18 protein-coding genes and 2 tRNA genes are annotated in these 17,192 nt (G+C 34.0%); 4 read left to right on the top strand and 16 right to left on the bottom strand.

Going from position 1 to position 17,192, the window contains the following annotated elements; all coding sequences use genetic code 11:
• Nucleotides 1-81: 81 nt before the first annotated feature.
• From H8R24_RS04250 to htpG, 9 genes are all read right to left on the bottom strand, one after another.
• Nucleotides 82-1,095, bottom strand: coding sequence for a hypothetical protein (locus H8R24_RS04250; RefSeq protein WP_187017316.1), 1,014 nt, complete (start codon nucleotides 1,093-1,095; stop codon nucleotides 82-84).
• Nucleotides 1,096-1,261: 166 nt separating this feature from the next.
• Nucleotides 1,262-2,104, bottom strand: coding sequence for a prolipoprotein diacylglyceryl transferase (lgt, locus tag H8R24_RS04245; protein WP_187017315.1), 843 nt, complete (start codon nucleotides 2,102-2,104; stop codon nucleotides 1,262-1,264).
• A gap of 217 nt (nucleotides 2,105-2,321) precedes the next feature.
• On the bottom strand, nucleotides 2,322-3,113 hold the full coding sequence (locus H8R24_RS18055; protein ID WP_225876764.1) for a YHYH protein: 792 nt from the start codon (nucleotides 3,111-3,113) through the stop codon (nucleotides 2,322-2,324).
• A 6-nt stretch (nucleotides 3,114-3,119) separates the two neighbouring features.
• On the bottom strand, nucleotides 3,120-3,506 hold the full coding sequence (locus H8R24_RS18050; RefSeq protein ID WP_222617357.1) for an EF-hand domain-containing protein: 387 nt from the start codon (nucleotides 3,504-3,506) through the stop codon (nucleotides 3,120-3,122).
• A 404-nt stretch (nucleotides 3,507-3,910) separates the two neighbouring features.
• Nucleotides 3,911-4,282, bottom strand: coding sequence for a DUF2255 family protein (locus tag H8R24_RS04235; RefSeq protein ID WP_187017314.1), 372 nt, complete (start codon nucleotides 4,280-4,282; stop codon nucleotides 3,911-3,913).
• A gap of 170 nt (nucleotides 4,283-4,452) precedes the next feature.
• Nucleotides 4,453-4,752: a type II toxin-antitoxin system RelE/ParE family toxin gene (locus tag H8R24_RS04230; protein WP_187017313.1), complete on the bottom strand. Its 300-nt coding sequence runs from the start codon at nucleotides 4,750-4,752 to the stop codon at nucleotides 4,453-4,455.
• On the bottom strand, nucleotides 4,752-4,997 hold the full coding sequence (locus H8R24_RS04225; protein WP_187017312.1) for a type II toxin-antitoxin system ParD family antitoxin: 246 nt from the start codon (nucleotides 4,995-4,997) through the stop codon (nucleotides 4,752-4,754). The genes H8R24_RS04230 and H8R24_RS04225 overlap by 1 nt, the downstream gene beginning before the upstream one ends.
• 208 nt (nucleotides 4,998-5,205) lie before the next feature.
• Complete coding sequence (locus H8R24_RS04220) at nucleotides 5,206-5,910, bottom strand: DUF2225 domain-containing protein (RefSeq protein WP_187017311.1); 705 nt, start codon at nucleotides 5,908-5,910, stop codon at nucleotides 5,206-5,208.
• Between the two features lie 351 nt (nucleotides 5,911-6,261).
• Complete coding sequence (gene htpG, locus H8R24_RS04215; protein WP_187017310.1) at nucleotides 6,262-8,148, bottom strand: molecular chaperone HtpG; 1,887 nt, start codon at nucleotides 8,146-8,148, stop codon at nucleotides 6,262-6,264.
• A gap of 181 nt (nucleotides 8,149-8,329) precedes the next feature.
• On the opposite strand from htpG, the gene H8R24_RS04210 reads away from it, so the two are divergent.
• The 3 genes from H8R24_RS04210 to H8R24_RS04200 all read left to right on the top strand — a co-directional run bounded on the left by H8R24_RS04210 (nucleotide 8,330) and on the right by H8R24_RS04200 (nucleotide 10,605).
• The gene (locus H8R24_RS04210) at nucleotides 8,330-8,806 is read left to right on the top strand and encodes a lipocalin family protein (protein WP_187017309.1); all 477 of its coding nucleotides are present in this window, start codon (nucleotides 8,330-8,332) and stop codon (nucleotides 8,804-8,806) included.
• 18 nt (nucleotides 8,807-8,824) lie between these two features.
• Complete coding sequence (locus H8R24_RS04205) at nucleotides 8,825-9,520, top strand: OmpA family protein (protein WP_187017308.1); 696 nt, start codon at nucleotides 8,825-8,827, stop codon at nucleotides 9,518-9,520.
• Between the two features lie 140 nt (nucleotides 9,521-9,660).
• Complete coding sequence (locus H8R24_RS04200; protein ID WP_187017307.1) at nucleotides 9,661-10,605, top strand: ABC transporter ATP-binding protein; 945 nt, start codon at nucleotides 9,661-9,663, stop codon at nucleotides 10,603-10,605.
• A gap of 43 nt (nucleotides 10,606-10,648) precedes the next feature.
• Here H8R24_RS04200 and H8R24_RS04195 read toward each other — a convergent pair whose 3' ends face one another.
• Nucleotides 10,649-13,060: a S9 family peptidase gene (locus H8R24_RS04195; protein WP_187017306.1), complete on the bottom strand. Its 2,412-nt coding sequence runs from the start codon at nucleotides 13,058-13,060 to the stop codon at nucleotides 10,649-10,651.
• Between the two features lie 231 nt (nucleotides 13,061-13,291).
• Between H8R24_RS04195 and H8R24_RS04190 the strand changes: the two genes are divergently transcribed.
• Nucleotides 13,292-14,299, top strand: coding sequence for a 3-oxoacyl-ACP synthase III family protein (locus H8R24_RS04190; RefSeq protein WP_187017305.1), 1,008 nt, complete (start codon nucleotides 13,292-13,294; stop codon nucleotides 14,297-14,299).
• Nucleotides 14,300-14,561: 262 nt separating this feature from the next.
• Here the strand turns inward: H8R24_RS04190 and H8R24_RS04185 are convergent.
• The 6 genes from H8R24_RS04185 to H8R24_RS04160 all read right to left on the bottom strand — a co-directional run bounded on the left by H8R24_RS04185 (nucleotide 14,562) and on the right by H8R24_RS04160 (nucleotide 17,148).
• Nucleotides 14,562-14,635 (bottom strand) — tRNA-Thr (locus H8R24_RS04185).
• 154 nt (nucleotides 14,636-14,789) lie between these two features.
• Nucleotides 14,790-14,863: transfer RNA gene (locus tag H8R24_RS04180), tRNA-Thr, on the bottom strand.
• 78 nt (nucleotides 14,864-14,941) lie between these two features.
• Entirely contained in the window at nucleotides 14,942-15,208 is a 267-nt protein-coding gene (locus tag H8R24_RS04175; RefSeq protein WP_187017304.1) for a hypothetical protein, read from the bottom strand.
• Nucleotides 15,209-15,264: 56 nt separating this feature from the next.
• Entirely contained in the window at nucleotides 15,265-16,233 is a 969-nt protein-coding gene (locus H8R24_RS04170) for a type I phosphomannose isomerase catalytic subunit (RefSeq protein WP_187017303.1), read from the bottom strand.
• 46 nt (nucleotides 16,234-16,279) lie between these two features.
• Nucleotides 16,280-16,738, bottom strand: coding sequence for a peroxiredoxin (locus tag H8R24_RS04165; protein WP_187017302.1), 459 nt, complete (start codon nucleotides 16,736-16,738; stop codon nucleotides 16,280-16,282).
• On the bottom strand, nucleotides 16,738-17,148 hold the full coding sequence (locus tag H8R24_RS04160) for a 6-pyruvoyl trahydropterin synthase family protein (protein WP_187017301.1): 411 nt from the start codon (nucleotides 17,146-17,148) through the stop codon (nucleotides 16,738-16,740). The genes H8R24_RS04165 and H8R24_RS04160 overlap by 1 nt, the downstream gene beginning before the upstream one ends.
• Nucleotides 17,149-17,192: the final 44 nt, after the last annotated feature.

The raw sequence follows: 17,192 nt of genomic DNA, 5'->3' as shown, positions 1-17,192 counted from the left end.
CTGTTATAATATAGACCAAATATAATATAAAAAAACCAATTATCAAAATTGGTTTATATTATATTTTTGTTCGGTATTAATTTAGGCTGACGTTTCTATATTAATAGTATTGATGAAATCATGTATTTCATCAACATACAATAAGATTGTTGTGGGTTGCCTTGAAATACCAAAGGGTAAATTGACTGTTCGTTTTTCCTTTAATTCGATTGCAATATTATGCGGTTCTAGCTTACCGAGTAAGGCAAATTTTACTAGGTCTTTATTTTTAGTATAATCGCCTTCAAAATTTTTAATGGAAGCAATAGTATCTATAGGAATTACTAAGGTTTCAAAAAGTCCATATCTTATTACAACAGTTTTTGCAGAAACTAAATGGTATCTATAATGAATTGCTTTTAAATGCCCCGTTAAGTTAATTAGGATATATAGGTGCAGAACGAGAAGTACAATTGCGGCAGTTTTATTTCTTGAGATTAAGATGGAACGAATAGCAAATGCTTCTGTAATGGAAGCAATCATAAGTCCAATATATAAGGCAGTTATTCCACTGTTGTTGTTTGTTGTAAATTGATTGTCGTTTTTTTTATTTTTTACCCATTTGATAAAGCAATAGTAAAAAGAGCAAATTTCAAAAGTTAACAGTTTACCCAGTTTCTCAAATTTAATGGATTGCCCTAGTGAATTTGAAATTATTGAAAAATCATCTATAGTTTCTGTATTTTTCTGAAATAAACGTTTCTTAAGCTCGACTATAAAAACGATCGTTTTATACAGTAGGTAGATTAAAAAAGCGATATTCAAATAGATCTTATATTCGAAAAGTATTTTAAAAAAATTGTTGTCCGTTGTAAAAATAAACGGACTGATTTTGATAGATAAATAAAAAACAAACCAATAGGTAAATGTGGTTTTAGTGTTTTTTGACAATAAATGATATACGGTTGGTGTTAAAAATAAAAACAATCCAGTGAGTATGGAACTGTATTTATAATCATTTCTAAAATTTCCGTTCAAACTAATTCCTGCAATAATTATTTGAACAATTATAAATAAAAGCAGGGGTAAATATTTTTTTATAAACTTGTTTTTCATTTTTTTAGCTCATCCAAAAGTTGTTGATTACTTAATTCCGCCCTGTTTTGTGATTCCATATCGTATATCGATTTATTTTACAACCTACTGATTGCTGTGGTTTAAAAAAAACATTTGTTCCAATATAATTTTGATCTATTAAATGAGGGAAACAACCTTCTCGCTATTAGTTATTGTTATTTACTCCATTTTGTTTTTTAGAAACTGAATGATAAACAAAATAGAGTCCCAAAACAATAAAAGGAATACTCAATATTTGCCCCATATTTAAAATCATTCCTTCTTCAAATTCTACTTGATTTATCTTTACAAACTCAATTAAAACTCTCATTGTAAAGATCAATGTAATTACCAATCCAAAATAAAAACCATTACCCACTTCTGCCTTTTTAGTTTTGTAAATCATACTAATTATAAAAAAAATAAAAAGATATGAAATGGCTTCATACAGTTGGGCTGGATGCCTTGGAATAGGATCAACACTCTTAAAAACAAACGCCCAAGGCAAAGTAGTTGGATTACCCACCATCTCAGAATTCATCAAATTTGCAAGCCGTATAAATGCCGCACCAAGTGGTGCAACAATTGCAATGAGATCCAGTGTTTTAAGTAGTTTTATTTCATACTTTTTCGAAAACAGATACAAGGCAATAATAAGACCAACGGTTCCACCGTGACTGGCTAAACCCGCATATCCAATAAATGCATAGCTTCCATCTACCGTTTTCTGGATAGGTAGAACAATCTCTAATAGATGATCTGAAAAATACTCAAAATCATAAAAGAAGCAATGAGCTAAACGTGCGCCAACAAAAATTCCGATAATTCCGTAAACAAACAATGCTTCATGAGCTTTACTGCTTAAGTTTTCTTTGACAAAAATTCCTTTTAAAATATGCATCGATAATAGCAATCCACCAGCAAATAAAAGCCCATAGTATTTTAACGGAAAACCAAAAATATTTACAATCTCAGCGTCAAAATCCCAATTGATATATAAAGCAACCATTTATTTTTATTAAGTTTTTACCCGTTTTAAACCATTAGCATGAATACCTCTAAAACGGTTATTTTGTGTTTTTCACAACGTAAATATAGCCGATTTTAATTAAAGTAAGGATATTTATCGCAAAATTCATTTCGTAAAAATTAACAAAGCAGTTCATACAAATTATCAGGAAGACTGCAGCTATCTCCGTTTCAACTGATTTTTTTATCGATCTGTTTTACTCTTTTAATTCGGTGTAGCCGGGTAAGCCATGCAAACATTTTATGATTTTATTGCCACCAGGTTCACCTGCGTGATAATGATATCCTCTTTCATCATCAAAATGCCCACCGCATTCATCCAAATCAACTGGTTTGTGGTTGTTTTTATCTAGAAAAGCATAAATCCCAAAGCCGTCGATGGCATAGCCTATAATAGCAGAGTGTGCATCTGTTTGTGTAATTTCTTTAGTTCCGCTGGTTACCGCGTGGTAATGGTAACCTCCATGAGGATTTACGTGCCCACCGTGATCATCCAAAGGTGCAATAGTGTGCGCTGCTAGTATCGCATCTGTTGGTGCAGGCGGATCGTATTTCACTCCGTTAAAAGCGACTCCAATACCGCCACGACCTAAACTTTGAGTCGTATTTAAATAGGTGGGTGTGGCTGGAATTACAAATGTAGTTACTTGGTTTTTAAAATAATCCGGTAAACATTGCACACAATAATTATTGTATTCTTTGTCTACATTTGGTTTTGCTGCCGCTAAACAGCCTTCCTTTGTTTCAGTAACTCTTATTGTACCATCCTCTCTATAAAGCTTCCATTTGTTGTCACTGTAAAACTCATCCAAATGGGCTATAAAATGTCCTGAAACATCATAAACCTTATCATCTTTAAACCAAATTCCTGCTTTCTCCATTCCGTCTTCGATATGGGCTGGACACCAAGGTCCCATCTGATGCTCAGTAGCTTGAGAATGTGTTTTTATAACATAACAAAGCGTTTGTACTCCATTCAATTCGATCATTTCTTTTTAGATTCCTCCAATGATGTTCTCAGTAATAAAATAATTAGTATTAACTGGAACTACTTTAACCGAACTATTGATCTCATTTGACAAATCTTGATTTTTAATAGGTTCATTAGGCGGACCTCCTTCATGATTATGAGGCGCTTCATTAAGTTCATCTAGCGTCAAAAAACCGTCACTATTAGCGTCTATTTTTGTAAAATCATCTGTTAAAGGCCCATCGACTTCAGTTATAGATAGTTTACCATCTTTATTTGCATCAAATTGAGCTATAATTTGTTGTGCCGATGGATGTTCATCTACTGCTTCAGCATGTCGATTTTGTAATTGATTTGATTTACAAGAAAGCAACAGTATAGCTGTTAGGATTAGAAGGCACTCTTTTTTCATTTTGGACTGGATTTAATCAAAGCAAACATTGATTTTATTGCTACTTATTTAATGTTTTAATCTACTCTAAAACAGCATAAAGCTCTACTACTTTTAATGAAGTATAACGAAATTCTATTTAATTATAATACAAATGTAAAGACAGTCATTCTTATAAAAATATAGAAATAGACAAAAAGATTTATTTTCATGATAGAAGCACCAATTGAATCGATTGCAATTGTGTGGTTTCAAAACAGGCTACTCGTTTTAGTATAGCAATCAGGAGCGAGCTAGGGCTAAAAAAAATGAGATTGTGAAGTAGGTAGATGAATGCTAGTATTTACGGCTTGACGAAAAGCTGAGGTGAAACCGTAATTCCTGCTGAATTTAAAAATGGCGCGCGAGCTTTATTAACACACAACTTATTCCACTACTACAAATTCCATTGTTTTGGCAATATGCGCTTCTTGTATAATTCCGTGAGCATAAATAGAATTATCGCCATGATCGTATTTTTCTAAGTACTGATTGTTCATTTTATCTTTAATATCTTCTAAATCAGTTGGGATTTTGGCCTCAATTTGAAATATGTTGTCTCCACACTTAATTTGCCCCAACTTATCGTTTAGAAAAGTAGCGTACCAACTTTTTTCGGCAAAACCCCAAGAACGTGCAAAGATTCGGTTGTCAATTGTAACCATCCAAATTTCTAAAAAAGAGGCTCTTGCTTTTCCCGCTTTTAAACCAATAAGATTATTGGAGTTAATAAATGCAACTGCAGTATTGTTTTTCATGATTTTTTAAGTGCTAATGTGATTTATTGATAAACATTTGGAACCCCCTACAAAGTCAAGAGGCTTGGTTGAGCCCCAGTGGTAGTGATTCTCCCTTAAAAACGGGACAGGCTGTTCAACGAGAGTCTCATGGTTGGTGCTACGCTTGCATCGCTAGCATGTAGTTCTTTTTATTCCACTAATCTATTTTCAATATCCATTCTTTCGTGTAAAACTCTAACGACTTCAATTTTATTCGTTTTTTCTTTTTTGAAAAAAATTAAATGTGATTTTACTTTTGAACATCTATATGATTTTCTAATTTTTTCACAATCACGAGCTGCGTCAAAATGACTCACGGTATACTCAATTTCGTCAATAATTAAGTTGTAATATCTATCAGCTTGTTCAACTGACCAATTTTCGGCCGTATGAATCCAAATGTTATTAATATCTTCTAATGCTTTTTCACTAATTATATATTTTGACATTATTTTTGAAAATTAGCTTTTAGCATTTCAAGATTTTTATTGCGGTCAAAATTTTTGATTTTATTGCTCTTCTCACCAATTTTTAATTCGTTGATTAAAGATTTTGTTTTAGTTTCTTCTTGCTCAAAAAACCGTAAAGCAGTTCTAACAACTTCACTTACTGAACTGTATTTTCCAGTGGAAATTTGTTCATTAATAAAATTTTCAAAATGGTCTCCTAATAATATTGATGTATTGCGTGCCATAACTTTTATTTTAAAACAAATATACCAATAATTGGTATTGAATTCAATTTTTTTTAGTTTTCTGCAAAAGTTACTATCAAGGTTTCAAAGCTTTGAGAAGGTTGGGCTTTTCAAAATGAGTACTTTCGGTTGAACGAAAACTTGATGCGAAACGGTATTTTTAGTAAATTTCAGCTAGCTCAAAATGGCTCTTGCCAGATGGCCTTTTTTAGATCTGATTGTTTTGGTCTTTCTTTATTGCTAATTCTTTTTGTTCTTTCGCAGCAGCTTCGACCCAATCTTTTTTATTTGTATCGTTAATTGCTAAATCATAATATTTTATTGCTTCATCAAAATTCCCTATTCTTCTTTCCATTTCAGCAATTAAATAATTGATGGTAGCAATAACTGTTTTGTCGTCATATTCATTTTTTTCTAATGCAGAAATCAAATTGTCTGTAGCTTTTGATTGGAGTTCTTTTCTAAATTCGACTTGTTTACTGTTTTCACGTAATAAATAGAAACCCGTAACATAGCAAAAGGCAATTTCTTTTTTCGGTTTTTTTTGTACTTCCTTGATTTCGCTGGCAATTAAACATTGTCTTGCATCATCAATTTTAATTTTGTCAAATTTTGTTAGATATTCTTTAATTTTAATTTTTTCTTCGTCACTTATTTTTTCTTTAAAGTCTTCAATATAACCTGAAAAATGACAATTTGAACAAGTGTTTATCAATTCTTCGTAATGTTCGCCAATTGCTCCTTTCTTTTGAAAATCTTTAAAAGACCCAAAAACCGACATGCTCATCGTAACACAAAATGTTACTTCTTTGCCATCTATTGGACATTTTACGGTTTCATTTTCACAAGTATGTGCATTCGCAAAATTTTGTCCCATTAAAAAGATTAGTACAAATAAAAGTATTTTTTTCATAGCTGTTTTGTGTTATTAAGTCTTCTTTTTTAAGCTATCTGCCAGCACCTATAAAACGAAATAAAACTTCACCAACCTATCTTATAAGGCGTATAAGTAAAGTTTCTAACGGTTAATACACTTTCAAATGTAGTGTATTTTTTCTTACAAAGTGCATCTTGGAAATAAAATAGTATGGGCAGCCCCGATAGCAGTGGGAATCCTTTTTATACCTTTTTTTGCTATAAAAAGATTGTAACGTATACGGGACGGAAGTTCTTATGGAACTCATTTGTTATGCTCCATAAAAAAAACCTGCCAGTTTTCACTAGCAGGTCTTGATTTTATCTCCTTAAAATGATGGAGTTGAGATTATTTAATCATCTCGAAACTACGTTTTACAAAAGCAGTTAATGCTTCTCCTTTTAGTAAGTTTTGAGACAATTTAGCTAAGTCCAGTGCTTGTTTTACAAGGTGTTCTTGGCTTGATTTGTCTTCGGTATTTAGAATGGTTGACGCTAATGGTGAGTTTGTATTCACGACTAGGTTGTACATTTCTGGCATATTGCCCATCCCGAACATTCCGCCACCACCTGACTGGCTCATTTCTTTCATTCTACGCATGAATTCGGGTTGCGTGATGATGAATGGCGCTGCTTGGCTGTCCATCGCTTCAAGTTGTACCGTATACGTTTGTTTAGGAACAATAGCTTCTAAAACTGTTTTTAAACCTGTTTGCTCTTCATCAGACAATTTTGAAATTGTAGTTTCATCTTTCTTGATTAAGTTATCAATATGGTCAGAATCTACACGTACAAAGGTGATGTCGCTATTGTCTCCTTCGATTTTTTGAATTAAGTGCGAGATAATAGGTGAGTCAAGTAACAATACTTCGTATCCTTTTTCTTGCGCTGTCTCGATGTAAGAGTGTTGTGCCTCTTTGTTTCCAGCGTATAAAACAACTAGTTTACCATCTTTGTTGGTTTGCTTGTCTTTTAGGTTCTCTTTTAATTCTTCAAGCGTGAAGTATTTGTTGTCTACTGTTGGGTATAAAACAAATGCACCGGCTTTTTCATAGAATTTGTCTTCAGAAAGCATTCCGTACTCAAGAACGATTTTAATGTCATTCCATTTTGCTTCAAAGTCAGCACGGTTTTCAGTAAACAATGATTTCAGTTTATCAGCTACTTTACGTGTGATATAGTTCGAAATTTTCTTTACAGCACCATCTGCTTGCAATCCGGAACGAGAAACGTTCAAAGGAATATCTGGCGAGTCTACTACTCCGCGTAGCATCATCAAGAATTCAGGTACAATTCCTTCTACGTTATCTGTAACGTAAACTTGGTTTTGGTACAACTGAATTTTATCTTTTTGGATTTGTAAATCACCACTTAATTTAGGGAAATATAAAATTCCTGTAAGGTTAAAAGGGTAATCCACATTTAAGTGAATGTGAAATAAAGGCTCTTCAAATTGCATGGGATACAATTCATGGTAGAACGTTTTATAATCTTCGTCATTTAAATCCGTAGGTTGTTTTGTCCAAGCTGGATTAGGATTATTGATAATGTTATCCGTCTCAACAGTCTCCGCTACGTAATCCTCAGGAGCATCTTCGGGCTTAGGAAGTGTTTCTGTTTTTGTTCCAAATTTAATTGGAATAGGCATGAACTTATTATACTTGTTTAAAAGTTCTTTGATTTTTGATTCTTCAAGAAACTCTAATGAATCCTCAGCAATGTGTAAGATAATCTCCGTACCGCGAGTCGTTTTGTCAGCTGGTTCAAGAGAAAACTCTGGGCTACCATCACAAATCCAGTGTGCAGCTGGTTCATCTTTATACGATTTTGTAATGATCTCCACTTTTGAAGCGACCATAAAAGCAGAGTAAAAACCAAGACCAAAATGACCTATAATTCCAGAATCTTTTGCGGTGTCTTTGTATTTTTCTAAAAATTCTTCGGCACCAGAAAAAGCGAGTTGGTTGATGTATTTTTCAACCTCAGCCGATGTCATTCCGATTCCTTGATCAATCAGGTGTAATTTCTTCCCGTCTTTATCAATTTTCACTTCGATAATTGGGTTGCCATATTCTACTTTGGCTTCGCCAATATTTGTTAGATGTTTTAATTTTAAAGTTGCATCGGTCCCATTCGAAATCAATTCACGTAAAAAAATCTCGTGATCGCTGTAAAGGAACTTTTTGATTAATGGGAAGATGTTTTCTACCGAAACATTAATTTTTCCAGTTGTCATATATAATTTTTTTATAGGGTTTTACAATCTCCTACATTTCTTTCAAATAGAATACCAATTGCATAAAAAGTGACAAATTGTCGCAACTGTTAATTTTGATAGAAAATAGTTCAATTTTGAAACCCTATTCCCAGTTTTAGCGATTATCTTTGTACAAGAATTAATTATAAAACGAAAAAAAATGAAAAAAATTATTTTAATAATGGCAATGAGCGTATTGCTATTTTCTTGTAAAACTTCGTCTATTACTGATAAAAAACTAGACAGAACCTCACAAGTAGCCATAAAAGGAAACTGGACGATTACCGCAGTAACTTACCCTGGATCTGAGTATATCAAAGTAAACTCATTTGACATTGCAGACTCAAACTGTTTTGTAGGGAGTACGTGGAAATTCATTTCAAACAACAACAAAGGAGAAATGGCTTTAACCAAATATGACTGCCCTGTATTTAGCTCACCTATTACTTGGTTCGTAAATTCAAACGGTGAATTTGTTCTAAAAGTTTTGGATGCAGGTGAAAAAGCAAAGAAAGTAAGAGCAGGTTACGTTTTACAAGTTGCAAACCAAACTGAAAATTCATTTCAATTGGTAGACAAAATTAACGTAGGTACAAAAATGACAGCTGTTGTTTACCAATTTCAAAAAGCAAACTAATACTATAAAACAATAATTATGAAAAAGATTTCTATATTTTCATTGGCTGTAATCATGTCAATAGGTTCACTTTTCACAAGCTGTGAAGCTGTAAAAAACACAAACAATACACAAAGAGGTGCTGGAATAGGTGCTGCCAGTGGTGCACTTATCGGCGCTATCCTAGGGAACAACTTAGGAAAAGGTGGTAATGGCGCTATGGGCGCCGTACTTGGTGGTGTTGTAGGTGGTGTTGCTGGTGGTGTTATTGGTAATAAAATGGACAAACAAGCAAGACAAATTGACGAAGCGCTTCCGGGAGCGGATGTAAAACGTGTAGGAGAAGGAATTCAACTGGTTCTTAACGAAAATGCAGTACGTTTTGACACTAACAAATCTACTTTGACTGTTGCTGCAAAAGCAAATCTTGACAAATTAATCCCTGTTTTTACAGAATATGCCGATACTGATATTACTATTTTTGGTTTTACAGATAGTACAGGTCCTGCAGATTACAACTTAAAATTATCTGGAGAAAGAGCCGAAGCTGTAAAAAATTATTTAGTAAGCAAAGGAATACTAGCTGGTCGTTTTCATGTAACAGGGCTAGGAATTGCTGATCCAATTGCAACAAATGATACTCCAGAAGGAAGAAGCCAAAACCGTCGTGTAGAGTTTGCAATTACTGCAAATGATAAAATGCAAGAAGACGCTAAAAAAGAAGCTGGAAACTAAAATATAATTTTATTTTTCACTTTAAAAAAGTCGTTTCGTTTTAGGATGAAACGACTTTTTTTATTTTAATTATCATTTGATTTCTATTATTTCTATGAAAGAAATCTATCTTTGTACCCTCAAAATTTCATACTATAAAAATGCTTCAAGTTCAAAACATCTCTTTTGGTTATAACGAAAAACCAGTTTTAAAAAACATCAATTTCACCATTGAAAAAGGACAGAATATTGCTGTTATTGGAGAAAGCGGTTGCGGAAAAAGCACCTTGCTTAAATTAATTTATGGATTGTACGATTTAGACGAAGGCGCTATTTCTTGGGGAGATAAAAAAGTAACTGGACCCAAGTTCAATTTGGTTCCCGGTATGCCTTTTATCAAATACCTAGCACAAGATTTTGATTTAATGCCTTACACCACTGTAGCCGAAAATGTAGGCAAGTTTTTATCGAATGGTTTCAACGCCTTAAAAAAACTGCGTGTAGAGCAATTGCTTGAAATGGTTGAAATGACGGAGTTTGCCAATGTGCAAGCTAAATACCTCAGTGGCGGACAGCAACAACGCGTAGCACTTGCCCGAGTATTAGCCAATGAACCTGAAATTTTATTGCTAGACGAACCCTTTAGCCACATTGATAATTTTAGAAAAAATGCGCTGCGACGCAATCTATTTGCTTATTTAAAAACAAAAGGAATTACTTGTATCGTAGCCACACACGATAGCACGGATGCCTTATCCTACGCTGATGAAACCATCGTTTTACAACAAGGGATGATGGTAGACAAATCTACTTCATTTGATTTATACACCAATCCAATTAATAAATACGTAGCTTCCCTTTTTGGCGAAGTAAACGAACTAAAACTATCTCAAATTGTTCCTATCGAAGGCGATGATGAAACGGTATTATTATATCCACATCAATTAAAAGTAGTCGATAACGGTATGCTTACAGCAATGGTTAAACAATCGTACTTCAAAGGTGGCCATTACTTAATTAAAGCAGTCTTTGATCGCAAAGTTATCTTCTTTGAGCATGATGGGCCGCTACCTGCTAACGAACCCGTTACATTGATGATTTCGTAATAAAAATAAACGCCTCAAATTTTTGAGGCGTTTTTTATTGGTATTAATTTTTTAAATATTTCTCTAGAAACTGATCTTGCTCCCATAAAAGGTGCAATATATTTTCTTTGGCTGCATAGCCGTGCGCTTCTTTTGGCAATATCACCATTCTAGCTGGTGCCCCTAATCCTTTTAAAGCTTGAAAATAACGCTCTGTTTGCAAAGTGAATGTTCCTGGATTATTATCAGCCTCTCCATGAATCAACAATAATGGTGTTTTCATTTTGTTCGCATTCATAAAAGGAGACATTGTGTTGTAAACCTCCGGAACTTCCCAGTAATTACGTTGCTCTGACTGAAATCCAAAAGGCGTTAACGTTCTATTGTAAGCACCACTTCTTGCTATTCCACACGCAAATAAATTAGAATGCGTCAATAAATTGGCAGTCATAAATGCACCGTAAGAGTGACCTCCTATGGCTACTTTTTTTCTATTGATGTACCCTAACGCATCAACCGCGTTAATTGCAGCTTCGGCATTGTCTACTAATTGTGTGATAAAGTTATCATTAGGCTCTGTTGTTCCTTCCCCAATAATAGGAAACGACGCATCATCAAGAACCACATACCCCTTAGTCACCCAGTACACAAACGATCCGTAATACGGAAAAGTAAATTCATTTGGGTTTTGATTGTTTTGTCCAGCAGAGTTCTTGTCTTTGTATTCAGCCGGGTAAGCCCAAATCAATAAAGGTAACTTCTCTTTCTTTGCTTTATCATATCCTGCAGGCAAGTATAAAGTACCAGACAAAGCTACGCCGTCTTTTCTTTTATATTGAATCACCTCTTTACTGACATTTTTGATACTCTCAAATGGGTTAGCAAAACTCGTGATTGGCGTTAATTGATTTTTCTTTTTTATATTTCTAAAGTAGTAGTTTGGATATTCATTTTTAGACTGAATTTGTACCAAAACCTCCCCTTTTTTAAAATCTTCTATCGAAAGTAAATCTTCTTTTTTATCGGTATAAGTCGAAGTATACACCCTCTTTGTTTGTAAACTTTTAATATTAAACTCGTCTATAAAAGGAAACTGACCGTTTTTAGTAAATCCATTTCCTAAAAGGAATAAATTATTATCCTCGATCGCTAACACATTTTTACCAAATGCATTTTTAGTCGTTTCATAATTTCCTGGATCTGCATAAATATCTTGAGAATTACGATCAGAGATAATCTTTGGTTCTTGACTAACAGCAGCTGGATTGAATAAATACGTTTTTGTATTTCTCGTATCATACCATTGGTCAAATGCGATTGCGGTAGTACTGTTACCCCAAATAATTCCACCGTAACGTTGTTTTGTTTTCAATAATTCGGCAGGATTTTGATCAAAAGGTGCTTTCCATTGCATTACCACATCTCTATAATCAACTTTATTTTCTGGATTTCCTTCATCAAGTGCTTCCACAAAATAAAGCGTAGCTGCCTCATCATTTCTCCAGTTCATACTACGTTTACCCGTACGAGTAGCCATAAAACCTTTTGGCATAATTTCGTTCAATGGCAATTCATTCACCACTTTTACTTCCTTACCTTCCTTATCATAAACCACCGTTTTAGACGGAAAACGATTTAAAGGAACAATATAGGAAAACGGTTTTTGAATCGTACTGATCATTAAGTAGTTTCCGTCTGGAGAGAAATTTTCTCCTGCGTACATTGCCGCTCCTTTAAACAATGACTTTTCGCCCGTTAAACTCACTTTGTACAACTCAGCTGTTAAAATATTTTCAAAATTTATTTCATCGGTTTTGTTTTTCAATAAATCCTGGTAAGTTCTGTTTTGAGAAACAGATCCGTTAGCATTAGAAACTATAGGCCCCGTAGGCAAGTTTTTCTTTTCGTCTAATAATGCTGGCCTGTTCTTAGGAAGCATTTTCACTAAAATAGATGCATTATCATTGTACCAGCTAAATGGATTTCCCAAATTAGCATTCACAGCATCATCGGTTAACTGAGTCGCTTTTGCGGAAGCAACATCTACCACCCATAAAGCAACTCCAGCAGCTGTAGTATTCGAAAAAGCAATTTTGGTATCATCTGGCGACCAAGAAAGATTAGCAATACGAGGATTAGCAGGTAGTCCACTTACTTGAATCTCATTTTTTTCCTTAATCTTGCGCAATTTAATGTTATTAATGTACGTTACCGTACTCGAAATATTAGTCGTAGGATTGATTCTTAATCCACCCAAACGCAATTCGTCTTGATTCAAATCATCCAGCGTTTTATAGGTATTTCTATAAGAAAGCAACATATACTCCTTTTTAGTATCCATAGAAACGGATGGCGCACGCTCGTAATCCACTAAATCCAAAATTGATTTAGATGGTTTTTGATAGGTTAGATTTTCTTGAGCAAAAGCTTGTAAACTGAGTCCAAGAAAGCAAATCATGGTTATTTTTAATTTCATAAAAGGGCTGTTTTAATTAATCAATATGAAAACATAAGACTAAAATAGACTGAATTTGTTACACCCAAAATCCAACTTTTCTACCCAACTAAAAAAATAACAACCCAAAAAGCGCTTTTATACCCTTCTAGCCCATTTTTAAAATTGCTATTTGCTAAAAAATCAGTAATTTGTGGTCTTATATTTTAAAGTATTTTTAAATTTGCAATCTTATTTTAATAAAACAATAATATGTACCATTCAAAAATAGCAGGATTAGGATATTATGTTCCTTCCAATGTTGTCACCAATGATGATTTGTCGAAAATCATAGATACCAATGACGAGTGGATTCAAGAAAGAACAGGAATTCAAGAAAGAAGACACATCATTCGCGGAGAAGACACAACAACTTCAATGGGAGTAAAAGCAGCAGAAATTGCTATTGAGCGTGCAGGAGTTACTAAAGAAGATATTGACTTTGTAGTTTTTGCTACTTTAAGCCCTGACTATTATTTTCCTGGGCCAGGAGTTCTAGTACAACGTGACCTAGGTTTACGTACGGTAGGAGCACTTGATGTTCGAAATCAATGTTCAGGATTTTTATATGCTTTATCAGTAGCTGATCAATACATCAAAACCGGAATGTACAAAAACATTCTAGTAATTGGATCTGAGGTACATTCTACAGGATTAGACATGAGCACTAGAGGACGTAGCGTATCTGTAATTTTTGGAGATGGAGCCGGAGCAGCTGTTTTGAGCAGAGAAGAAGATCTATCCAAAGGGATTCTTTCTACACACTTGCACTCAGAAGGACAACATGCCGAAGAACTATCTTTAATTGCACCTGGAATGGGCGCAAGATGGGTAACTGATATTATTGCAGACAATGACCCGAATGACGAAAGCTACTTTCCTTACATGAATGGGCAATTTGTTTTTAAAAATGCTGTAGTTCGTTTTGCCGAAGTAATCAACGAAGGATTAGAAGCAAATGATTTACAAGTATCCGATATCGATATGTTGATTCCGCATCAAGCAAATTTGAGAATTTCGCAGTTTATCCAAAAGAAATTCGGACTTAGCGACGATCAAGTTTTTAACAACATTCAAAAATACGGAAACACAACCGCAGCATCTATTCCAATTGCCTTAACAGAGGCTTGGGAAAAAGGAAAAATCAAATCTGGAGACACCGTAGTTTTAGCTGCATTTGGAAGTGGATTTACATGGGCGAGTGCGATTATCAAATGGTAATTAAAAAACAATCGCTCTAGCTTCATCGCTAGCCAAAAACAACAACAATAAAAAACAGTAGTAAGCCAACGCTTATTGCTGTTTTTTTTTGTGCCAACGAAACACAAAACAGCAGTTTAAAACAAAACAACTATTCGAAAACATCCATTATACCTTTTTACAAAAAAAGTACCTACAGCAGCTTTAAAATAAGCGAAAACCAAATTACAAATAGGCTTTAAATAAAAAAACCACCTAACAAAAGTTAGATGGTTTTACGATGAGCCGGCGGAGGGACTCGAACCCACGACCTGCTGATTACAAATCAGCTGCTCTAGCCAACTGAGCTACGCTGGCGTCTCATTTCGGGTGCAAATATAATGATGAATTCTAAATCTCCAAATAAAAATACAAGAAATTATTAAATTATTTTTTGCCGCCTGATAATCACTTATTTGCTAACTAAAAAACATAAAAAAACCACCTAACAAAGTTAGATGGTTTTACGATGAGCCGGCGGAGGGACTCGAACCCACGACCTGCTGATTACAAATCAGCTGCTCTAGCCAACTGAGCTACGCTGGCGTCTCATTGCGAGTGCAAATATACAGATGAATTCGATTTCTCCAAAATAAATCTGTACTTTTTTATTGTTTTTTTTGACTACAATTCGTTGATTTTAGCAATCAATTGATTTGCAGTTTGTTCCAATTCAACATTGATTTGTTTGAAGTGTGCTTTTTTGTTTTCAACTTTTTTAGCATTCACTTTAGTGATCAAAACATCAAAAGCAGCGATAGCCTCATCAATTAAATCATTAGTTTCAGTTGTTGGTTTTCCAGTAGTTGAAATTTCGAACAAATAAACTGCTTCAATTATATCTCCTAAAACGTAGTTGATGTCTTTCTTTAAATTTTTAACGTTTGCCATTTTTCTTTAATTTTAATTTGCGTGTGCAAAAGTACACATAATCTTTCTATAACTTACTATGAAATGTAAATTTCTAAAAGAGAAGCTTTTCCGCTTACTACATAATAATCCATAGCAGCTGGAATTAATACCGTATCTCCTTTTTTATAACTGTATCTATTTTTATTGTATTCTAATTCAAATGCGCCATCGATACACATATAAACCGTAAAACTATTTCCTGTTTTAGAAACTGTCATAGCATCAGTTAGAACAATTGAATTTGTTGTAAAATACGGACAATTTACAATCGTATTCGAAACATTCTCTACCTTTTTATAGGTTTTAAAAGTATCAACTTTCTCATAATTAATAGCGTCCAGCGCTTGATCAATATGTAATTCTCTTGTATTTCCTTGCGCATCTACACGATCAAAATCATACAAACGATAAGTAATATCAGAAGTTTGCTGAATCTCTGCCACTACCAATCCCGCTCCAATTGCATGAACAGTACCCGTTTCTAAGAAAAAAACATCCCCTTCTTTTACTTTAACATCATCCAAAATGGATAACAGTGTTTTATTTTCAAGATTCTCTATATATTCTTTAGCGTTTGATTTTTCTTTAAAACCTACAATTATGCGTGCCTCAGGATCAGCCTGCATGATGTACCACATTTCTGTTTTTCCAAAAGAATTGTGACGCTTTTTTGCCAATTCATCATTAGGATGCACTTGAATAGACAAGTCCTCACGAGCATCTAAATATTTAAAAAGCAAAGGAAATTGTTTTCCAAAACGCTCATAAACAGCTGTTCCTAAAATTTCATTTGGCATCTCATCAATGATATCCATCAACGATTTTCCTTTCAAATCTCCATTTGCAACCACACTAACATCACCTTCAACAGTCGAAAGCTCCCAGCTTTCACCAGTAATTTTTGACTTAATAGGTTTATTCAATATCGTTTTTAGCTTTTCGCCTCCCCATATTCTATCTTTTAATATTGGGTCAAATTGTAAAGGGTACACTGGTTTATTCATAATGGGGCTTTTTATTTTAATGTACTAAATTAGCATAATTTTGTTATTATACTGCATTATTTTTTATAAAATCCAAAGCTTTCGTGATGTGATTTTGTCCTTTGACACTGTTAAAAACCATACGAACAATACCGCTTTTATCAATTACATAGGTAACTCTACCTGGCAAAAGCCCAAATAAACTTGAGGGAACACCAAACAATGTCCTGATTTTCTTATTCTCGTCGGCTAATAAAGTAAAAGGCAATTTGTATTTTTTAGAAAAATCACTGTGCGAGGCCACGCTATCACTACTTACACCAATTACCTCAGCTCCTAAATCTGTAAAAGATTCATATTGATCTCTAAAACTGCAAGCTTGAGCCGTACATATTGAAGTGTTGTCTTTTGGATAAAAATAAAGAACAACAGTTTTCTTCCCTACAACCTCTAGACTATCAAACTGGGTTCCATCAGTATTTTTGGCCATAAAAACTGGCACCTTATCTCCTACTTTCAACTCCATTACGCTCCTCTGTAAGTTACAAAATTTCGTGCCGTTTCATAAAGAACCACTTCTAAGTCAAACTCAAGACTGATTCTTTTTCTTATTTTATTCCAAATCACTACTGCAATATTTTCGGCAGTTGGATTGAGATCTTTAAAATCTGGCACATCCAGATTTAAGTTTTTATGATCAAATTGACTTTCGACTTCATCATGAATAATATCTGCCAAGATTTTCACGTCCATAACAAAACCCGTTTCTGGATCAATAGCACCCGTCACACTAACAATCAAATCATAGTTATGACCATGAAAGTTAGGGTTATTGCACTTACCAAAAACCAAATCATTTTTTTCTGCTGTCCAATCTTTACGGTACAAACGATGGGCTGCATTAAAATGCGCCTTTCTACTTATGGTAACTTTCATACTCCTTTTTTTAGTTGATTTTAAAAAGTCTAAAACGTTTCAAA

It is taken from the genome of Flavobacterium muglaense, assembly GCF_014305155.1.
GTDB classification, from domain to species: Bacteria; Bacteroidota; Bacteroidia; order Flavobacteriales; family Flavobacteriaceae; genus Flavobacterium; species Flavobacterium muglaense.
Note: the sequence above shows the minus strand (reverse complement) of the source record. Positions and strands in the feature narration are given on the sequence as shown.